The sequence below is a fragment of the Marinobacter alexandrii genome, assembly GCF_005871205.1.
Lineage (GTDB): Bacteria > Pseudomonadota > Gammaproteobacteria > Pseudomonadales > Oleiphilaceae > Marinobacter > Marinobacter alexandrii.
The window spans coordinates 1-18,889 of record NZ_SWKM01000017.1; the positions used below are offsets into that span (position 1 = coordinate 1).

The 18,889-nt window shown below is 57.3% G+C and carries 18 protein-coding genes; 6 read left to right on the plus strand and 12 right to left on the minus strand.

Annotated elements, in window-relative coordinates; genetic code table 11:
* Positions 1 to 198: 198 nt before the first annotated feature.
* From FCS96_RS20105 to FCS96_RS19275, 6 genes are all read right to left on the minus strand, one after another.
* Positions 199 to 732, minus strand: a complete 534-nt coding sequence (locus FCS96_RS20105; RefSeq protein ID WP_171040874.1) for a hypothetical protein — start codon at positions 730 to 732, stop codon at positions 199 to 201.
* Between the two features lie 138 nt (positions 733 to 870).
* Complete coding sequence (locus FCS96_RS19250; protein WP_138441977.1) at positions 871 to 1,350, minus strand: DMP19 family protein; 480 nt, start codon at positions 1,348 to 1,350, stop codon at positions 871 to 873.
* 732 nt (positions 1,351 to 2,082) lie between these two features.
* Entirely contained in the window at positions 2,083 to 2,346 is a 264-nt protein-coding gene (locus FCS96_RS19255) for a hypothetical protein (protein ID WP_138441978.1), read from the minus strand.
* Between the two features lie 592 nt (positions 2,347 to 2,938).
* A complete protein-coding gene (locus FCS96_RS19265) occupies positions 2,939 to 3,244 on the minus strand; it encodes an NIPSNAP family protein (RefSeq protein WP_138441980.1) in 306 nt (101 codons plus the stop codon).
* A gap of 103 nt (positions 3,245 to 3,347) precedes the next feature.
* A complete protein-coding gene (locus FCS96_RS19270; RefSeq protein WP_138441981.1) occupies positions 3,348 to 3,686 on the minus strand; it encodes a DUF2750 domain-containing protein in 339 nt (112 codons plus the stop codon).
* A gap of 358 nt (positions 3,687 to 4,044) precedes the next feature.
* On the minus strand, positions 4,045 to 4,467 hold the full coding sequence (locus tag FCS96_RS19275; RefSeq protein ID WP_171040875.1) for a GNAT family N-acetyltransferase: 423 nt from the start codon (positions 4,465 to 4,467) through the stop codon (positions 4,045 to 4,047).
* 721 nt (positions 4,468 to 5,188) lie between these two features.
* Here FCS96_RS19275 and FCS96_RS19280 point away from each other — a divergent pair.
* Positions 5,189 to 6,181 carry an integron integrase gene (locus FCS96_RS19280; protein ID WP_138441983.1) on the plus strand — a complete coding sequence of 331 codons (993 nt, stop codon included), beginning with the start codon at positions 5,189 to 5,191 and terminating at the stop codon, positions 6,179 to 6,181.
* On the opposite strand, the gene FCS96_RS19285 is transcribed toward FCS96_RS19280, so the two are convergent.
* Together FCS96_RS19285 and FCS96_RS19290 are read right to left on the minus strand one after the other, a co-directional pair.
* Positions 6,178 to 6,453 (minus strand): YrhK family protein, encoded by a 276-nt coding sequence (locus tag FCS96_RS19285; protein ID WP_138441984.1) that lies wholly within the window; start codon positions 6,451 to 6,453, stop codon positions 6,178 to 6,180. The genes FCS96_RS19280 and FCS96_RS19285 overlap by 4 nt on opposite strands.
* Before the next feature lie 79 nt (positions 6,454 to 6,532).
* Entirely contained in the window at positions 6,533 to 6,880 is a 348-nt protein-coding gene (locus FCS96_RS19290; RefSeq protein ID WP_138441985.1) for a 4a-hydroxytetrahydrobiopterin dehydratase, read from the minus strand.
* Between the two features lie 127 nt (positions 6,881 to 7,007).
* Between FCS96_RS19290 and imuA the strand changes: the two genes are divergently transcribed.
* Genes imuA through FCS96_RS19305 form a run of 3 tightly spaced genes read left to right on the plus strand, consistent with a single transcriptional unit; the run spans position 7,008 to position 12,272 of the window.
* The gene (imuA, locus tag FCS96_RS19295) at positions 7,008 to 7,697 is read left to right on the plus strand and encodes a translesion DNA synthesis-associated protein ImuA (protein ID WP_138441986.1); all 690 of its coding nucleotides are present in this window, start codon (positions 7,008 to 7,010) and stop codon (positions 7,695 to 7,697) included.
* A 7-nt stretch (positions 7,698 to 7,704) separates the two neighbouring features.
* Positions 7,705 to 9,123, plus strand: coding sequence for a Y-family DNA polymerase (locus FCS96_RS19300; RefSeq protein ID WP_138441987.1), 1,419 nt, complete (start codon positions 7,705 to 7,707; stop codon positions 9,121 to 9,123).
* Entirely contained in the window at positions 9,123 to 12,272 is a 3,150-nt protein-coding gene (locus FCS96_RS19305) for an error-prone DNA polymerase (protein ID WP_138441988.1), read from the plus strand. Before FCS96_RS19300 ends, FCS96_RS19305 begins: the two co-directional genes overlap by 1 nt.
* Positions 12,273 to 12,490: 218 nt before the next feature.
* Here the strand turns inward: FCS96_RS19305 and FCS96_RS19310 are convergent, their stop codons facing one another.
* The 4 genes from FCS96_RS19310 to dbpA all read right to left on the minus strand — a co-directional run bounded on the left by FCS96_RS19310 (position 12,491) and on the right by dbpA (position 17,508).
* Positions 12,491 to 13,813, minus strand: coding sequence for a sodium ion-translocating decarboxylase subunit beta (locus FCS96_RS19310; protein ID WP_228264173.1), 1,323 nt, complete (start codon positions 13,811 to 13,813; stop codon positions 12,491 to 12,493).
* A gap of 14 nt (positions 13,814 to 13,827) precedes the next feature.
* Positions 13,828 to 15,618, minus strand: a complete 1,791-nt coding sequence (gene oadA, locus FCS96_RS19315; RefSeq protein WP_138441991.1) for a sodium-extruding oxaloacetate decarboxylase subunit alpha — start codon at positions 15,616 to 15,618, stop codon at positions 13,828 to 13,830.
* A gap of 40 nt (positions 15,619 to 15,658) precedes the next feature.
* On the minus strand, positions 15,659 to 15,910 hold the full coding sequence (locus FCS96_RS19320; protein WP_138441993.1) for an OadG family protein: 252 nt from the start codon (positions 15,908 to 15,910) through the stop codon (positions 15,659 to 15,661).
* Positions 15,911 to 16,134: 224 nt separating this feature from the next.
* Positions 16,135 to 17,508 (minus strand): ATP-dependent RNA helicase DbpA, encoded by a 1,374-nt coding sequence (gene dbpA / locus FCS96_RS19325; protein ID WP_138441995.1) that lies wholly within the window; start codon positions 17,506 to 17,508, stop codon positions 16,135 to 16,137.
* 127 nt (positions 17,509 to 17,635) lie between these two features.
* Here dbpA and FCS96_RS19330 point away from each other — a divergent pair, with 127 nt between their 5' ends.
* A complete protein-coding gene (locus tag FCS96_RS19330; RefSeq protein WP_138441997.1) occupies positions 17,636 to 18,172 on the plus strand; it encodes a DUF2058 domain-containing protein in 537 nt (178 codons plus the stop codon).
* Between the two features lie 171 nt (positions 18,173 to 18,343).
* Complete coding sequence (locus FCS96_RS19335) at positions 18,344 to 18,844, plus strand: CHRD domain-containing protein (protein WP_138441999.1); 501 nt, start codon at positions 18,344 to 18,346, stop codon at positions 18,842 to 18,844.
* The last annotated feature ends 45 nt before the right edge of the window (positions 18,845 to 18,889 follow it).

Here is an 18,889-nt window from a genome sequence, read left to right on the forward strand (position 1 = left end):
CTCCAACAACAAGCGCGTGGGTAATCCGCTTTCGCTTCCCATTTGCCTCTTTGGCTTTGGCGATCTGCTCTGCGTCCAATGTCACCAATACGAGATCATTATCCATAGAGGTCCGTACACTCATAACGCCAGCAGCATGCGCGCCCTTGAAATGGAGCCGAAGGCGCAATGTAAAGGGCGTCGCCGTGCCTGCTCTTGTTAGGACTTTTTGTATAGATCATGTTTCGGCTCTAAAGGAGAAAACATCATCATTTTGGCGTCCTCGTTGAACCCGTATCTCGCGATCCTCGCTTCGCATGTGTGACTATGCGCCGAAGCGTCGACCCAGCTTATCTCGACATCAAACTCGAACTCATAAACCGGCGGGCTTGAGCCTTCTCTCGCTTTGCCTTTATTCACGAAATTGGAGGCGGGCATCTCGTGAAAAACTATTCTGCACTCCATGGCTTTTCCAGCCGATAGCAACATGGAAGAGCCATCAGTAGTTTCGAGCCTTTGAGAAAAATATGTTCCTCCGTTCTTGTCAGCATGCGCAAAACGACCTTGAACGGATGTGATCAAGATATCCCGAGTCCCATTGTTGACAAGGGCAAACATCGGGTTCATGAACTCACCCAACTTGTCTATTCGGACAAGGTATAATCTATCCCGAACTCTTAGCTGAACCCAGTAGAAGGTGAATACACTGAGTGCCAGCGCTATTGCAGAGAAGGATATGGATACGTATTCCATTCGATGTCCTAACGCGTAGCTAAACGGCGCACAAAGTGGAGCTGGTTTGTGCAATAATTTGCGAAGCAAATGCACAAACGAGCGGAGCTTTGGGCGTCCAGTGGAGGCCGTAGGCCGGAACGGTGTTTGAGCGAATTGTTATGCATTTACTTTTGCGCCCTTATTGGCTCTTACAAAATTGTGCAACAGAACCGCCAAATTATCTTCGTATTTGTAGAACTCAGCATCTAATTCCTCTAGAGCAGACTCATACTTTTCATCATCTTCATATGGCTTTAATTGCTCCCAGCGCTTCGCTCGATTAGTGGATGGCTTCGACTCAGGAAACCAACTCATTGCCTTTTCTAGTAATGATGATGATTTCGAAGCATTAAGCTTTTTTAACCCGTCTAATATCTCAAGACAGTGGTCCCCCAACGAATTGAAAAAGAGCTGATCGAATCCGCCATTGTGCACTTCACCATCAAAGCACCACACTAGATATACTAATCTGGCCTCTGTTCCAATGCGTTCAAGATACTTGGTATTTCCGTCGCTTCCAGCGAATACTATCTCGTGACATGCATTAAACAAATCAAAAGCAGGTTCTTCATTTTCAGAAAAATCTGCGAACGTCATTTAATCTCTCCTTTATGCATAACGCTGAGCACAGCGGCGCCACGACAGTGGCGTCCGGTGGCCGCAGGCCACGTACTGATGCGCCTTGTTAATGGCCGGTAACCCGGCGGTTTATCCTTGGCACCCAAACCCGAATGCCCTCTGCCATACAGCTTGCACTCACACTAGCCCATGGCGCGAGGAACCAGAACACGAAGCTTCCAGATTTTGCAGTGTTTTGCGGGGAGACGAGCTGGACGGTGGTTAACATTTGAAAGCAACTCCCTGCTTTACTGACTGAATCCTTCCGAGGCCTTGGCCATTAACGCAAAGCACAGCGGCGGCCTTGGAGTGGCGACGAAGGAGCCATGGAAAGGGCGTCCGGCGGCCGCAGGCCGCGTACTGATGCGACAGGTTAAATGCCGGTTACCCGGCTTTATATTTTGGCACCCAAGCTGAATGCCCACTCCCGATACCTTGCAGTAACTTGACCCATTGCGCCAGGAGCCAGAGCACCGAATGGGCGGAATCTGCCCGATGAATGCGCCGGATTGCCCCGCGACCTTAACACCAGATTACCGGCCAATACCGTTGCCCAACTGAGGGCTGTTTTCTGCCTGCCGGCAACCACAAAATTGCGGCCAAACACCCAACCAAAGAACACCGGTGTAAGGCCTTTAACGCTTGCAGCATGCGCGCCCATGAAATGGAGCCGAAGGCGCAATGTAATGGGCGTCGCCGTGCCTGCACTGGTTAGGAGCTCGGCCCACGAGATTCATACGAAGGCGGCACGCTAGTCATACTTGCGCAATCTCTACCATCGATGGTTTCAATGATTGCCCACATATAGGGAGCCCCTGATTGAGGGTACGTGAAGTAATCAGTTGGCACGCCATCGATGATGAAATGGCCGAAATGCTTGATATCTTCAGCTTTGACCGAATCAGGGTCATTCTCGTCTTCCCCGAACTCTAAGCGGAGATAGTCCGCAATCCATTCTTCATCCGTCTCGTCCATGTTGACTCCTAACGCCTTGTTTAGCGGCGGCTTTTGCGTAGCGGAGCGGAGAAAAAGCCGTCCGGTGGAGGGCCTTCGGCCCGGAACGTACTACAACAATTTGTTAAAACCAGAAACCAACTCCGTCACTTCGAATCCAACAACTACTAAGACCACTAGGACGCCCAACGCTTCCATAAGAATTGGCACCTCGGATTCCGCCAACAAAGTTACTGCTATCATCACTAGTAGAACAAGACAGTTGGTTACTCTAGCAACGACACTTTGTCGGCGCAGAAAAAACGCGAGGACGGCAAGACCCACCCCGATGAAGAGCCCAACAAGTAGCTTTATCACTGGTGCTTCTGGTTTCGTAAAACCGTAACCCGCCGAGAAAATCAAAAGGGCCGCGAAGAAAATATAGATTATTGGAAACAGCGTCGTAGCCGCCGACCTGTGGCCTTCCCTGACCTTCTGGAGCCTATCTCTCATACTCTGCATGATTACGTTTTAACGCCTGCATAAACGGCGGCTTTTGCGCAGCGAAGCGGAGAAAAAGCCGTCCGGAGGAGGCCCATCGGGCCGGAACGAATTTGATGCACTTGTTACAAGCTTACTCAAAAACCGGCCTCATAAAACTGCGCTCACAGCTTAGTACACAACGAGTTTCTTCCGCGTATTTGAATGCGGCTTGGCAATCGGAGTCTTTGAACGAGGCTTCACGGTATTTTTCGTAGGCTGCCAAAGACTCGAAGGTGAATAACGCGATAGCGATATTGTTGGCACCCTCGGACGGCAGAAAATACCCATGATGCTGACCGCCGAATTTCTGGACCAAGGGTATCCACATTTTCGAGTAGCGCTCGAACTCGGCGGCTTTGTAGGGATCTATAACGTACTTTAAGTAGCAGGTAACCACTTGGACTCCCTTTCAGTTGACCTTGTAACGCCAGCAATAAACGGCGCCCTGACAAGGGCGTCCGGTGGAGGCCCGTCGGGCCGGAACGAATTTGATTGCCTTGTTACGTTTTGAGTCTGGCACGGAGGTCCTCGGCTGTGTAGGTGAGAGACTCTTGGCCGTACCGGGGCGAAACCAAAACATCGACGATTTGTAGGCTCGATGAACCCAACCAGGCAGCACCCAGAAAATTGCTCATCGGTACGAACACCGGGGACAGCCCTTTTTGGCTCAACTTTTCGGCGAACACTTCTGCTTTTTCTGCTGACGACCAAACAGGGAGCCCCCTACCACCCTCCGCTTGTAGGGCATAAAGCGATTGGCCTGCCATTAGCACCCAAACACCATCCTGCTCCTGAACAGAGGTGATAAATTCGCGATCACCGATGATTTCTACGTTCATTCAAATACTCGATGCTTTGTCGACGACGAAACGTAACGCCAGCGGCAGGGGCGCGACGAAAGGAGCGTCCCTTGACCGCACTTGTTAATGGCCGGTTACCCGGCGGTTGATCCCTGGCACCCAAATCTGAATGCCTTCTGCAATTCAGCTTGCACTAACCCTAGCCCATGGCGCGAGGAACCAGAACACGAAGTTCTGAGATTTTGCAGTGTCTTGCGGGGAGACGAGCTGGACATTGGAAAACATTTGAAAGCAACTCCCTGCTTAACTGCATGAATCCTTCCGTGGCCTTGGCCATTAACGCGAAGTGCAGTGGCGCGCTTCAGCGCTTCAGCGCGTCCACTGCCACGTATTGTTATCAATTGAACTCAAAAACATACTGCTGCTTCAACAATTTGAAGCCTTGCGATTGGTAGAACTTGTGGGTGGCCCCGCGCTTCGAATTGCTGCGAACGCGGACAGCGAGCCCGATTGACTCGGCCCAGGACGTTGCCTCCGCGACCAATTTAGATCCGGTACCTTCGCCCCTGTATCGCTCATCAACTATCAGGCCCGCGATTTCAATAAAAGGCGCCACTCCAACCCGCACCGCCAAATATGCGTGTAGCCAACCAACAATGGTCCCGCCTGAATCCGCCACCCAGATTCGATGGTCGTTTGAGTTTAACAACAGACTCAGCGCGTCGCCGGATTGCTGCTTTGCTTCCGCAGCAGGCGTCAGTACTTGCGCTAAACGTTCGATATCATGTTTGTCTGCCAACACTGCTGGCCTGATGCTCACAAGTTCTCCGAATAAGATTTATAACGCAAAGCACAGCGGCGGCCTTGGAGTGGCGACGAAGGAGCCATGGAAAGGGCGTCCGGCGGCCGCAGGCCGCGTACTGATGCGACAGGTTAAATGCCGGTTACCCGGCTTTATATTTTGGCACCCAAGCTGAATGCCCACTCCCGATACCTTGCAGTAACTTGACCCATTGCGCCAGGAGCCAGAGCACCGAATGGGCGGAATCTGCCCGATGAATGCGCCGGATTGCCCCGCGACCTTAACACCAGATTACCGGCCAATACCGTTGCCCAACTGAGGGCTGTTTTCTGCCTGCCGGCAACCACAAAATTGCGGCCAAACACCCAACCAAAGAACACCGGTGTAAGGCCTTTAACAGCTAATTCAGCGACAAATGACATCTATCCAGAACACGCTTATTTCCATGCGCCCTAGACACCATCCACCATAAATTCTTTTATTTTCAGAAAACTACCAACCTCAAAACTAGTTGGCTTGGAAATAAACGTCAATTGTCGGATTTTCCCAAGCGCCTCCGTTCGTTTATCTGCAATTAGTCTTCACCGACTATTCCATATCTTTCATAGAGTTGTAAGCCAACTGGCGCGAAATTTACGAAGTTTTGCGACAGTTGTCGTATATCTCCGCTTTTCTCCGTGAAATAACGCAGAGGTAGACCTAAAATGCTGTATAAATAAACAGCATGGAGGCTGACCATATGATCCAGGATGTCCCACCCAAACTTCCGGATAACCCTACCCGCTTCATGGATCAGCTCCGCGTGCTGATCCGCAGTCGGAACATGGCCTATAAAACCGAGCAAACCTATTGCCACTGGATCAAGCGCTTTATTCGTTTTCATGGCATGCAGCACCCGTCCGCCCTCGCGGCAAAGGAGGTAGAGCAGTTTCTGTCGCACCTGGCGGTTCAGCGCAACAACAGTGTGAGTACTCAGCGAACGGCGCTGAATGCCATTATTTTCCTGTTCCGGGAACTTCTAGAGCAGCCATTGGAAGAGCTGTCGTTTGAGCTGGCACGTAAACCCCGGCGCTTACCGACGGTATTCACCCACGACGAAGCCCGGGCGGTGATCGGCCACCTGCAAGGTGAGTGTCACTTGGTGGCGCGCTTGGTGTATGGCTCGGGCCTTCGGATCAACGAGGCCCTCAGGCTCCGGGTGAAAGACGTGGATTTCGGAATGCAGCAGATCATCGTGCGCAGCGGCAAGGGCAACAAGGACAGAACCACCCTGCTCCCGGATTCCCTGATCGAACCGCTAACTCTGCAGATGGAGAGCTGTCTGGCCCAGCATCGGAAAGATCTTGCCCAAGGACACGGAGAGGTTTACATGCCCACGGCACTGAATCGGAAGTTTCCCAGCGCAGGCCGGGAACCGGCATGGCAATACCTGTTTCCGGCCGCAAAACTTTCCATGGATCCGCGCAGCGATGTGCTCCGCCGGCACCACTTGTTGGATCGCGGTGTCCAGCGAGCCATCGGTGCCGCCATTCGAGAAGCGGGCATTTACAAGCAGGCGAACAGCCACGCGTTACGTCACAGCTTTGCGACTCGGCTACTGGAAGCCGGGTACGATATCCGCACCATTCAGAAGCTGTTAGGCCATGCCGATGTGCGCACCACGGAAATCTACACCCATGTTGTCCGCAAAGGGGGCTTTGGCGTGCGCAGCCCGGTAGATGACGGCTTCTAGCTTTCCCAGTTGCTTGAGGGTATTCGCTTTACATGGATATGGCTAGCCAGCCGGATGGTGGGCCGAATCAGGAACTGGAAGCTGCCGATGATAAACAGCCAGATGGCCGCTTTCTCGTACTCGGGAAACAGGAACAGAACACTCCCCACCAGAAACCAGATCGCGATGAAGAAGTCGTTTACGATACTGATCACCTCGTAACGGCGGCGGATGATCAGTTCTTCATGGCCGAACTTCAGTGTAAGGGGGCTATCAGTGCGGTGTTCAACCATGGCTCGTCCTGCTGCTGATGGCTGGGGTTAAGGATAAGGAAGGATTGAGGTGGCGGAGGCTCGGCTCCGCCACGGCAGATTATTGCATGGCGTTGTATGCTGCGTCGGTCTTCGCCGCCATGATGAAGTCATTCCGGTGCAGGCCGCCAATAGCGTGGGTCCACCAACTCACGGTCACTTTGCCGTATTCCAGCAGAATGGCGGGGTGATGGTCTTCTGCCTCAGCCAGGTCACCCACTTTGTTGGTGAAAGCCTGAGCCTGGGCAAAGTTCTTCAACTTGAACACCTTGTGTAGCTGTTCTTCGCCATCGGCCTCCACAACCTTCCAGTCTGGAACATCCTTCAGCAGCGCCTGCTTCTCATCGCCGGTGACTTTGGGTGCGTCTTTGTTGCACGCTTCGCAATGTTGCTGGGTCAACTCGCTCATGGTCAACCTCCCTGGTTGATGACTGTGTTACTAGCGTGGGTGTCAGTGTGCAGATTATCAACCCGTCCTTGAAATCTTGCCCTGTTCAGAATACTGTATATTTAAACAGTATATTGAGATCTTTCCCATGAGTGAGCTTCTGAACACACTGATGCAGGATGCCCGTGTCTGGCAGGGGCACCAGCATCGGTCAACCAGCCAACCGGCGGAACCAACCGGCTACCAGATCCTGGACAACCAGCTCGGTGGCATCGGCTGGCCCCGGGGCGCCCTGAGCGAATGTCTGCTGGATAATTCCGGCATTGGCGAACTGCATCTGCTGCTGCCCTTGATGCAACGGCTGTCCCACAACGGTAAAACCGTATTCTGGCTGAATCCGCCGCACATGCCCTATGCTCCGGCGCTGGCCCGGGAGGGCGTGAACCTGGATCAGGTGGTGATGATCCACACCGACGAAGCCGGTGACTTCCTGTGGACTCTGGAGAACTGCCTGCGCTCGCCGGTTACCGGCCTGGTGATGGCCTGGCCCGGCAAGCTGGCGTCCCGGGATATCCGGCGCTTGCAGTTGGCGGCGGAAGCCGGCAGCAACGTGTGCGTACTCTTCCGCGAGCGCCGCTATGCCGACCAGAATTCCCCCGCGGCCCTGCGCCTGGAACTGGAACCCGGCGATAACCAGGAGCTGAAGATCAACATCGTGAAACGCCGGGGCAGCTGGCCCGGCCAACGCTGTGCCCTGGCCATGGCACAGCGGGCTGATCTGGCCTTCCATGAGGCTCCCCGAGTGATTCAGGGGCCCTGGCCCGCCTCTACCCGGTAATATCACCATGCTTTGGTTGTATCTGCACTTCCCGCACCTACTGCTGGACCACATTCGCCGCACCCGCGAAGAAGCGGGCGCGCTGGTGATTGTCGAGGGTTCCGGGCAAAAGGTGATACAGGCCTGCCCGGAAGCCCGGGACCAGGGCGTGCATGCGGGCATGCGCCTGAAAACCGCCCTCAGCCTGGTGCCGGAGCTGGGTACCGTGCGTGCCGACCAGCAACAGGAAGCCCGGATTCTGGAAGATCAGGCCCGCTGGCTGTACCGCTATGCCGCCCACATTGTGCTGGTACCACCGGATGGCCTGATGGCGGAAATCGGCAGCCTGAAACGGCTGTATGGCGGCCTGCCCGCAGCCTGGCAAACCGTGGAACAGGCGCTGGACGAACGCCAGCTAACCGCCTGGCCGGGCCTTGGCCACACTCCCCTGGCCGCCCGCCTGATTGCCCGCGCCGGTAAGGGTGAATGCACCGATGACAAGGGCCACATTCAGCGCACCCTGGGCCAGATGCCACTGTTGGCGGCCGAATTTGATGCCCGCACCTGCACCCGCCTGCAGCGGCTGGGGCTGAACACCCTGGGGGAAGTTTTTGCCCTGCCGGCGGCCGAACTGGCGCGCCGGCTGTCACCGGAAACCCTGGCCCGCGTTCAGAAGATCCAGGGCACCCGGCCAGACCCACAAGCACCCTGGCAACCGCCGCACCAGTTCCGGCAACAGGCGGATTTTGTGCAGGAGATAGAATTGTCCCAGGGGCTGCTGTTTCCACTGCAGCGCATCCTGACGGAACTGGAAGAAGATCTGTGCTGGCGCCAGCAGGAAACCGACAGCCTGTTGCTGGTGCTCCGACACCGGCACGAAGAACCCACCCGCGTGCGCATCCGAACCTCCGGCCCGGAGCACCGGGCCGATGCATTCCTGAATCTGGTGCGCCTGCGATTTGAGCAGCAGCCGTTGCGGGCACCGGTGGTCTCACTGCAGTTATCGGTAAAACGCTTTCTGGGCCGGGAAGCCGACACCGGCCAGGATCTGCTGGGCGAAACCCAGGATCTGAACGAAGCCTGGCACACCCTGATGAGCCGGCTGCAGGCCCGGCTTGGTGATCAGGCCCTGAAACAGCTTTCGCCCCAGGCAGACCATCGCCCGGAGCGGGCCTGGAGCGCCTCCGGGGTACATCGCAACAACCGGCCAGCGGGCACCACTGCTAACCAACTACCCCGCCGACCCCTATGGTTACTGCAGGGGCCGCAACCACTCACGGAAGCACCCATCGCCTGGTTTGCCGGCCCGGAGCGCATCAGCGGTGGCTGGTGGGACGGCCACCGGGTGCACCGGGACTACTACATCGCCCAACTCAGTAGCGGCCAACTGGCCTGGGTGTTCCGGGATATCCGGGAAGGCTGGTTCGTGCATGGATGGTTTGGCTGATGACCGAGTCGGCTTACGCTGAACTGTTCTGCTTCAGCAACTTCACCTTCCTGACCGGCGCCTCCCATCCCCACGAGCTGGCCGAGCGGGCGGCAGAATTGGGCTATGCCGCCCTGGCCATCACCGATGCCTGTTCAGTTGCCGGCATTCCCCGGGCCTGGGCCGCCCTGAAAGACAGTCCGGTGAAACTGATTACCGGCAGCTGGTTTGAACTCAAGGATGCCCCACCCGGCGCCAGCGTGCCCCGGTTTATCCTGCTGGCCCGTACCCGCCGGGGCTACGGCCAGCTGTGCCAGTTGATTACCACCGGCCGGCGCCGGGCAGAGAAAGGCCAATATCAGCTGTACTTCCGGGATGCGGAAACCCACCCGCTGGATGACTGCCTGTGCCTGTGGTTACCACCCACACTGGCCGAGGCCGACGCCGATCAGGCCCTGGCTTGTGGCGAATGGCTGCAACGCCTGTTTGATCCCAGATTGTGGATTGCCGCCGCCCGCACCCTGGAATCCGGCGAGGAACAGCAACTGGCCCGGGCCCGCTGGCTGGCCGACCAGTTGCGCTGCCCGATCACCGCCACCGGCGAGGTGCACATGCACAACCGGGAACGCCAGCCTCTACAGGACGTACTCACCGCCCTGCGCAACCACACCAGCCTGGAACAGGCCGGCCACTGCCTGTTCCAGAATGGCGAACGCTACCTGCGCCCGGTACCGGTGCTGCAACGGCTGTTTCCAGACACCTGGCTGCGAGAAACCCGACGAATTGCCGATCAATGCACGTTCCAGCCCGGCAGCCTGCGCTACGAATACCCGCCGGACCTGGTGCCCGAGGCAGAAACCCCGGCCGCCTATCTGAAACGCCTCACCCGCGAAGGCGAACGCCGCCGTTACCCGGATGGCACCCCGCTGACCGTGCAGGCACTGATCCGCAAAGAACTGGATCTGATCTCGGAGATGAAGTACGAACACTACTTCCTCACCATTCACGACATCGTCGCCTTCGCCCGCAGCCGGGGCATTCTCTGCCAGGGCCGGGGCTCGGCCGCCAACTCGGCAGTCTGTTACTGCCTGGGCATCACCGAAGTAAACCCGGCCCGGGTCGAACTTCTGTTCGAACGCTTTATCTCGAAAGACCGCGACGAGCCACCCGATATCGACGTGGACTTTGAACACGAACGCCGGGAAGAAGTCATCCAGTACATCTACCGGCGCTACAGCCGGGAACGGGCAGCACTGGCGGCCACAGTAATCCGCTACCGTCCCCGCAGCGCCATCCGCGATGTCGGCAAGGCCCTGGGCTTTGACCCGGCCCAAGTAGAACAATTGCTGGAAGGCATCGACTGGCGCGACAAAGCCACCGGCTGGCGCCAGCAAGTACTCGACAAACGCCTGACCCGAAACCCCAAGGTAGCGGACCAGTTCTTCACCCTGGTCAACACCCTGCTCGGCTTCCCCCGACACCTGTCCCAGCATGTCGGCGGCTTTGTCATCAGCTCCGGCCCGCTGGCCGAACTGGTGCCGGTGGAAAACGCCGCCATGGCCGACCGCACCGTCATCCAGTGGGACAAAGACGACCTGGAAAGCCTGGGCTTAATGAAAGTGGATGTGCTCGCCCTGGGCATGCTCTCCGCCATTCGCAAGGCCCTGGAACTGATCAGTGAACAGAAAGGCCATCCGTTCCAGATGCAGGACATCCCCCAGGAAGACCACGCCACTTACGCCATGCTCCAGAAAGGCGACAGCATCGGCGTATTCCAGGTGGAATCCCGTGCCCAGATCAACATGCTGCCCAGGCTCAAACCGGCAACCTATTACGACCTGGTGATCGAAGTGGCCATCGTCCGCCCCGGCCCGATCCAGGGCGACATGGTGCACCCCTACCTGCGCCGAAAACACGGACTGGAACCGGTGGACTACCCCAACGATGCCATCCAAAAAGTACTCGAGCGCACCCTGGGCGTGCCCATCTTTCAGGAACAGGTGATCAAACTCGCCATGGTGGCCGCCGGCTTCTCCGCCGGCGAGGCGGACCAGCTACGCCGGGCCATGGCCGCCTGGAAATCCCACGGCGATCTGACCCCGTTCCGGGACAAACTCATCACCGGCATGCTCGAACGCGGCCACGATGCCGACTTCGCCGAACGACTGTACCTGCAGATCTGCGGCTTTGGCGGCTATGGCTTCCCGGAATCCCACGCCGCCAGCTTTGCGCTGCTGGTTTATGTCTCCGCCTGGATCAAATGCCACTACCCGGCCGCCTTCTACTGCGCCCTGCTGAACAGCCAGCCCATGGGCTTCTACTCGCCCTCTCAACTGGTCCAGGACGCCCGCCGCCACGGCGTCGCGGCCTTACCGCCAGACGTAAACCACAGCCAATGGGACCACACCCTCAAGGGCCCGGAGCGCAAACTGAGATTAGGCCTGCGATTGATCCAGGGCCTGTCCGCCAAAGGCGCCGAACGCCTGTGCCAACAGCGACCAACCGAAGGCTATCGCTCCACTAGCGAACTGCGCCAGCGCGCCGGCCTGAACCAGCGCGACATGGAACTGCTCGCCGGCGCCAACGCCATGCCCGACTTCACTGCCAACCGGCACCAGGCCTACTGGCAGCTACTCGGCCACGAACAACCAGCCGAACTCTTCGCCGCCGAAGACAACGAGCGCTATGCCGACGAAACCCATTCCCTGGAAACCCGGGCCCAGGAAACCTGCGAGCAACTGCCCGACCCCACTGAAGGCCAGAACGTACTTGCCGACTACGCCAGCCAGGGCCTGACCTTGCAGCGCCACCCGCTGGCGCTACTCCGGGAACAGGGCCATCTGCAGTTCTGCCTGAGCGCCGAACAACTCCAACAAACCGAAGCCGGCCGCCCCGTCCAGGTCGCCGGTTTGGTCACCGGCCGCCAACGCCCCGGCTCCGCCTCCGGCGTCACCTTCGTCACCCTGGAAGACGAAACCGGCAACGTGAACGTGGTGGTCTGGCTGGAAACCGCTCGGCGCCAACGCAAACCGCTGCTAACCGCCCGGCTGCTGCATGTGAAAGGAATTCTGGAACGAGAAGGCGACATTATTCATGTGATGGCAGGCAAACTTTCCGACCTAAGCCATCTCATCAAGACACTCCCGGTCAGTTCAAGAAACTTTCACTGAGTTTTTGAGGCCACCCAAAAGCCGGAAGCACCTGTATGGAAGTCCTTTTCAGGAATGTTGGAGGCCATGGACGGCCGGAAACAAGCGCACATGGATGTGCTCGTAGCGGTTCCTGAAAAGGACTTCCATACAGGTGCCCCCACCGAGCTCGCAATCCTAAAAAAGAAAACCCCGCTAAGCGAAACGCCAAGCGGGGTTTTTGGTACCGCGAGCAATGATCAGCTAAGCAGCTTGATCATCACACCCGCAGCAACCGCAGAGCCGATAACACCCGCCACGTTTGGACCCATGGCGTGCATCAGCAGGAAGTTCTGCGGGTTAGCTTCCAGACCAACTTTGTTGGAAACCCGTGCCGCCATCGGTACAGCCGACACACCAGCAGAACCAATCAGCGGGTTAATGGCTTCCTTACTGAAGCGGTTCATCAGCTTCGCCATCAGTACGCCAGAGGCCGTACCCACACCGAAGGCAACGATACCCAAGCCCAGGATACCCAGCGTTTGCGGATCCAGGAACTTGTCAGCCATCAGCTTGGAACCAACCGACAGACCCAGGAAGATAGTCACAATGTTGATCAGCGCATTCTGGGCAGTGTCGCTCAGACGCTCAACCACGCCACACTCACGCATCAGGTTACCGAAGCAGAACATACCCAGCAGCGGCGCTGCGTCAGGCAGGAACAGAACTACGGCAATCAACACGACCAGCGGGAAGATGATCTTCTCCTTCTTGCTGACCGGCCGCAGCTGGGACATCTTGATGGCCCGCTCCTTGTGGCTGGTCAGTGCCTTCATGATCGGCGGCTGGATCATCGGTACCAGCGCCATATAAGCGTAGGCCGAAACCGCAATCGCACCAATCAGGTGAGGAGCCAGAACACTGGATACGTAGATGGAGGTTGGGCCATCCGCGCCACCAATGATACCGACAGCCGCAGCTTCAAGGATGGTGAAATCCAGGATGCCAAAGAAGTCCAACAGGGCTGCACCGATAACAGTACCGAAGATACCGAACTGAGCGGCAGCACCCAGCAGCATGGTCTTCGGATTCGCCAGCAGCGGACCAAAGTCAGTCATGGCGCCTACGCCCATGAAGATCAGCAGAGGGCCAACGGTACTGCCGATAACCACGGTGTAGAAGTTGTACAGCATGCCGTTGCCGTAACCGAGGTCCTGGGCAAGGCCGTTCGCCAGAGCAATCTGGGTGTAGCTGGCGTCCTTGAAGGCAAGCTTGAACGTTTCCTTCACTTCCGGCGTTACCGCCTGACCAGCCTGATAGGCCACATCCAGGGCACCAGCCATCGCCGCCAGCACCTGGGGCTTGGCAAAGTGAATGGCATTCTCAGCAGCCGACAGGGCCAGCCCTGCCTCCGGAATGTTCGCCAGGATGCCGCCGAAACCAATCGGCACCAGCAGCAGTGGCTCAAAGCCCTTGCGAATCGCAAGGAACAGCAGGAGCAGACCGATGGCGATCATCACCACCTGGCCTGGTTCGATGTTGAACAGGCCACTGCCTGTCCAGAGCGTCATAATTTTATCCATGGAATGCTGGCCCTTTATGCGATTGTCAGCATTTCATCATCAGGAGAGACGGCGTCACCGACCTTGATGAAGACTTCGCCGATGGTACCGGCCTTGGGTGCGCGAACCTCGGTTTCCATTTTCATGGCTTCGAGGATAATCAGCACATCGCCTTCTTCGACAACATCGCCCGGGGAAACCTGAACCTTAAAGATGTTACCGCCCAGAGGCGCCACAACCGGCTCACCTTCACCTGCTGCAGGCGCGGGTGCAGCAGAGGCTGCGGCCGGAGCAGAGGCAGCACCGCCCTCGCCCTGGATCTGCGTGATTTCACCACCTTCGGAAACAGCAACCACGAACTTCTTGCCGTTAACATCAACGGTGTAAGTCTCGGGGCCAGCGGCCTTCTTGGCTGGTGCAACATCGTCAGCGCTCGGCACTGGCTCAAACGCATCCGGGTTGTCACGGTTCTCAAGGAACTTCAGGCCGATCTGCGGGAACAGTGCGTAGGTCAGCACGTCATCCTCAACATTATCAGCTAGCTTGATGCCCTTCTCGTCCGCCAGCTTCTTGAGTTCGTCGGTCAGCTTGTCCATTTCTGGCTCAAGCACATCCGCTGGACGGCAGGTCATCACTTCCTTGCCATCCAGAACGCGCTCCTGCAGCTCCTTGTTCATGGGCGCCGGCGCAGCGCCGTACTCACCTTTCAGAATGGCGGAGGTTTCCTTGGAGATGGACTTGTAACGCTCACCGGTCAAAACGTTCAGTACCGCCTGGGTACCCACGATCTGGGAGGTCGGCGTTACCAGCGGGATGAAGCCCAGGTCTTCGCGAACCTTGGGAATTTCATCCAGAACTTCGTCGAACTTGTCGCTCGCGTTCTGCTCTCGCAGCTGGTTTTCCATGTTGGTCAGCATGCCGCCCGGAACCTGAGCAATCAGGATACGGGAATCGGTGCCACGCAGGCTGCCTTCAAACTTCGCGTACTTCTTACGCACCTGGCGGAAGTAACTGGCGATCTCTTCGAGCAGGGTCAGATCCAGGCCGGTGTCACGGTCTGTACCTTCCAGGATGGCAACAACCGCCTCAGTGGGCGAGTGGCCATAGGTCATGCTCATGGAGGAAATGGCGGTGTCCACGTTATCAATACCCGCTTCCGCAGCCTTGATAGCGGTGGCGGTAGACATACCGGTGGTGGCGTGGCACTGCATGTGGATGGGGATATCCAGCTCTTTCTTCAGTCGGCTGACCAGATCATAAGCCACGTACGGCTTGAGGATACCGGCCATATCTTTGATGGCGATGGAGTCCGCGCCCATGTCAGCGACTTCTTTCGCCATTTCAACCCACATTTCGATAGTGTGCACGGGGCTGGTGGTGTAGGCGATGGTGCCCTGGGCATGCTTGCCGGTCTTGCGAACGGCCTTGATGGCACGGTCCAGGTTACGCGGATCGTTCATTGCGTCGAAAATCCGGAACACGTCTACGCCGTTCTCGGCAGCGCGTTCACAGAAACGGTCGACCACATCGTCCGCATAATGACGGTAACCCAGCAGGTTCTGGCCACGCAGCAGCATTTGCTGTTGGGTGTTGGGCATGGCCTTTTTCAGTTCACGGATGCGCTCCCAGGGGTCTTCGCCCAGGTAACGGATACAGGAGTCGAAGGTAGCTCCGCCCCAGGATTCCAAAGACCAGAAACCAACCTTGTCGAGTTTCTCGGCAATGGGCAGCATGTCATCAAGCCGCATGCGGGTGGCAAGCAGGGACTGGTGGGCGTCACGCAGGATAACGTCCGTAATCCCCAGCGGTTTCTTTGTGTCAGTCATCGTGTCAGCCTTCTGTTTAAAGGTTCTATCTTTTACCGGGTCACTTCTTGTGGCGTGACCGGAATTGTGCAATTGCCTTCTTGATGGCCTCGGCGGTGTCCGAATCAACCGACGCAGGCGCCTTGGGCTTGGCACGTGGTGTTTTTGCCGGGGTTGCCGGCTCTGGCGGCGCAAACCGAGCGACCAGCTTGGACATGAGCAGCGTTGCGAATACCAGCACTACCAGGAATGCAAACACAAAACCCATGCCGGCAATCATCAGATCCACGGCTTGTGACATCAGGTCATTCATATCGAATAGCTACCTGTTTCTGGTTTGTTGATTTCCCCGATTTGCCTGGTTGGACCAGTTCCACTAAAGTCTTAGACCACACCCAGGCGGTTCGGGAGGCAAAATCCTGCGTAATTTACCGTTTTAGCCTGCCATGAGCAACCTAAATGCAAATTGCTATACGGGGTTTCCGAGCCGATTCGCTAAATTTCACACCGCGTTAGCGGGCAGCACCACACCTCATTTCACGCATATCGGACGCGTATTTTCCGGCCTTTGATTCGCCCACTCTCGAGTCGCTTCAGCGCCTTGGCGGCAACACTTCTCTCAACGGCCACAAAACACTGGAAATCAAACAGGTCGATTTTCCCGACCGCCGTACCCGGAATCCCGGCTTCACCGGTGAGCGCACCCAAGACATCCCCCGGGCGAATCTTCTCTTTACGGCCACCGGCAATGCACAGGGTTTCCATCGCGGGCTCCACCGGCTGCAGCGGCACGGCCATCAGCGCCTCGGTATTGCCCCACTCCGCGGCCTGACCACGATCTGATTCCAGTCGGTTAATTTTGTGGCCCTTGGAAGGCGTGCAGAAGGTCACCGCCAGGCCCTGCTCGCCCGCGCGCCCAGTGCGTCCTACCCGATGTGTATGCACCTCGCTGTCGCGGGCCGGCTCGGCGTTAATCACCAGCGGCAGGGATTTGATGTCCAGGCCGCGGGCCGCCACATCTGTCGCCACCAGTACAGAGCAACTCTGATTGCCGAAGCGAACCAGCACGCTGTCGCGGTCACGCTGCTCCAGGTCACCGTGCAAGGCCAGCGCCGAGAAGCCATGTTGGCGCAATGCTTCGGCCAGCTCGTCGCACTGTTGCTTCATGGTGCAGAACACAATACAGGAAGTCGGCTGACGCTCGGACAACAGCGCCATCACCGCATCCTGGGCAGATCCTGGGGCGATTTCGTAGAACAGCTCCTGGATATCCGGGTTGCCCTTCTTTGCCTCGGCCCGAACGTCCTCGGGCTCACGCTGATAGCGGCCACTGAGGGCACGAATCGCCTCAGGCCAGGTGGCGGAGAACATCAGGGTCTGACGGGATTCGGGCGTCTGCCCGATAATATCTTCCATGGCCTCTTCAAAGCCCATGTCCAGCATCCGGTCCGCTTCATCCAGAACCACGGTGTTTACCCGGTCCAGGGTCAGGGTTCCCTTCCGCAAGTGATCCTGAATACGCCCCGGCGTGCCCACCACAATGTGGGCGCCGTGGCTCAGGGAGCCAATCTGAGGCCCAATCGATACCCCACCGCACAGGGTCAGGATCTTTACGTTATCCCGGGCGCGCGCCAGCTCCCGGAGCGCCTTGGCCACCTGATCCGCCAGTTCACGGGTCGGGCACAGCACCAGGCCCTGAACCGCAAACAGGCGCGGCTTCAGATGCTCGATCAGACCAATTCCGAAGGCCGCAGTCTTGCCGCTTCCGGTCTGGGCCATGGCAATGACATCCTTTTTCGCCAGGCAAGGGGGCAAGGCTTTCGCCTGGATTTCGGTAGGCTGTTCAAACCCAAGCTGCTCAAGGTTGGAGGCCATAGCCGGGGAAAGACCAAACTCTTTAAAGGAAGGCATACGGAAAAATCCTGAAATCGGGGGCTGCGAATTGTGGAGGCACATTAGTGAGGGCGTATACTACCGCATCAGGATACCAGAGTTTGTCACCAATTTACTGAGTACTGGGAGCTACGAGGAGTAACTAATGCCTTCCCTGCAGGATCAGCTACTGAAAGCGGGCCTGGCCGATGAAAAAAAGGCCAAGGCTATTCGCACCGAGAAACGCAAAAAGCGCAAGTCCCAGCCCAAGGGTGCGGTGCAGGAAAACGAGGCCGAACTTCGGGCACGCAAGGCCCGTGAAGAAAAAGCCGAACGGGACCGGGAACTTAACCGGCAGCGCCAGCAAGAAGCCGAGAAGAAAGCCGTCCAGGCCCAGATCCGCCAACTGGTGAGCACCAACCGCCTGGATCGCAGCCGGGGCGAAACCTCTTACCAGTTTGTGCACGACAAGAAGATCAAGAAGATCTTTGTGGACGACACCATGGTGGACCAGCTGTCCAGGGGCCGACTGGCCATCGTATTCGTGAATGACAGTTACGAACTGGTTGCCGAAGGGGTAGCCCGGAAGATCCAGGAACGGGACGAAACCGCCGTAGTGGTCCTGCACGACCGGAAAACCGACGACACCGGAGAGGACGACCCGTATGCCGGGTATGAAATACCCGACGATCTGATGTGGTGATCACCCCGGGGTGGGCGGGAAGTTACTAGCCCACCCCTTTTCTCAACATTATTCGACAGATTTTCTTCACCCGCCTGCAACTTTTTTCATTGCCTGAACGCATCTCCTAAGCAGTCCAATATTTTTACTGCTCCAAATACCCGATATTCGGAAACGCAAAGGAGATACAACATGCACAACCTGACAAAAAAAGCCCTGCTTGCCACAGCGGTTGCAACATCACTCGGCCTGGCCTCTGCCGCCCAAGCCGGTCACACCAACCACGTACTCGACGCCAAATTGAGCGGCTCCGAGATGGTTGGCTCCATGGGTGACAGCGACGGTAAGGGCTACGCTCACGTGTTCGGTATCGACGGCGACCCGACTACCCTTTGCTACGTAGTGCAGGTACACAACATCCAAACCGTGCCGGTCAAGGAAGGCATGGCTGCCCACATCCACGAAGCAGGCAAAGGCATGAACGGCGCCCCGGTGGCAGTTCTGGCAGGGCCAGAAGATGGAGATGCCGCTGATTGCCTGACCGAAGGCGAGAAAGGCAAATTCCCCACAGGCGAAGCCGGCATTGTTCAGCGCATCCTGGAGAATCCGTCTGATTTCTACATCAACGTGCACAACCCTGAGTTCCCCAAGGGCGCGGTACGTGGCCAGCTGATGGGCCCTCACAGCATGTAGGCTGGGACTTTTCTGCAGCAATAAAAAACCCCGTACTATTCGGGG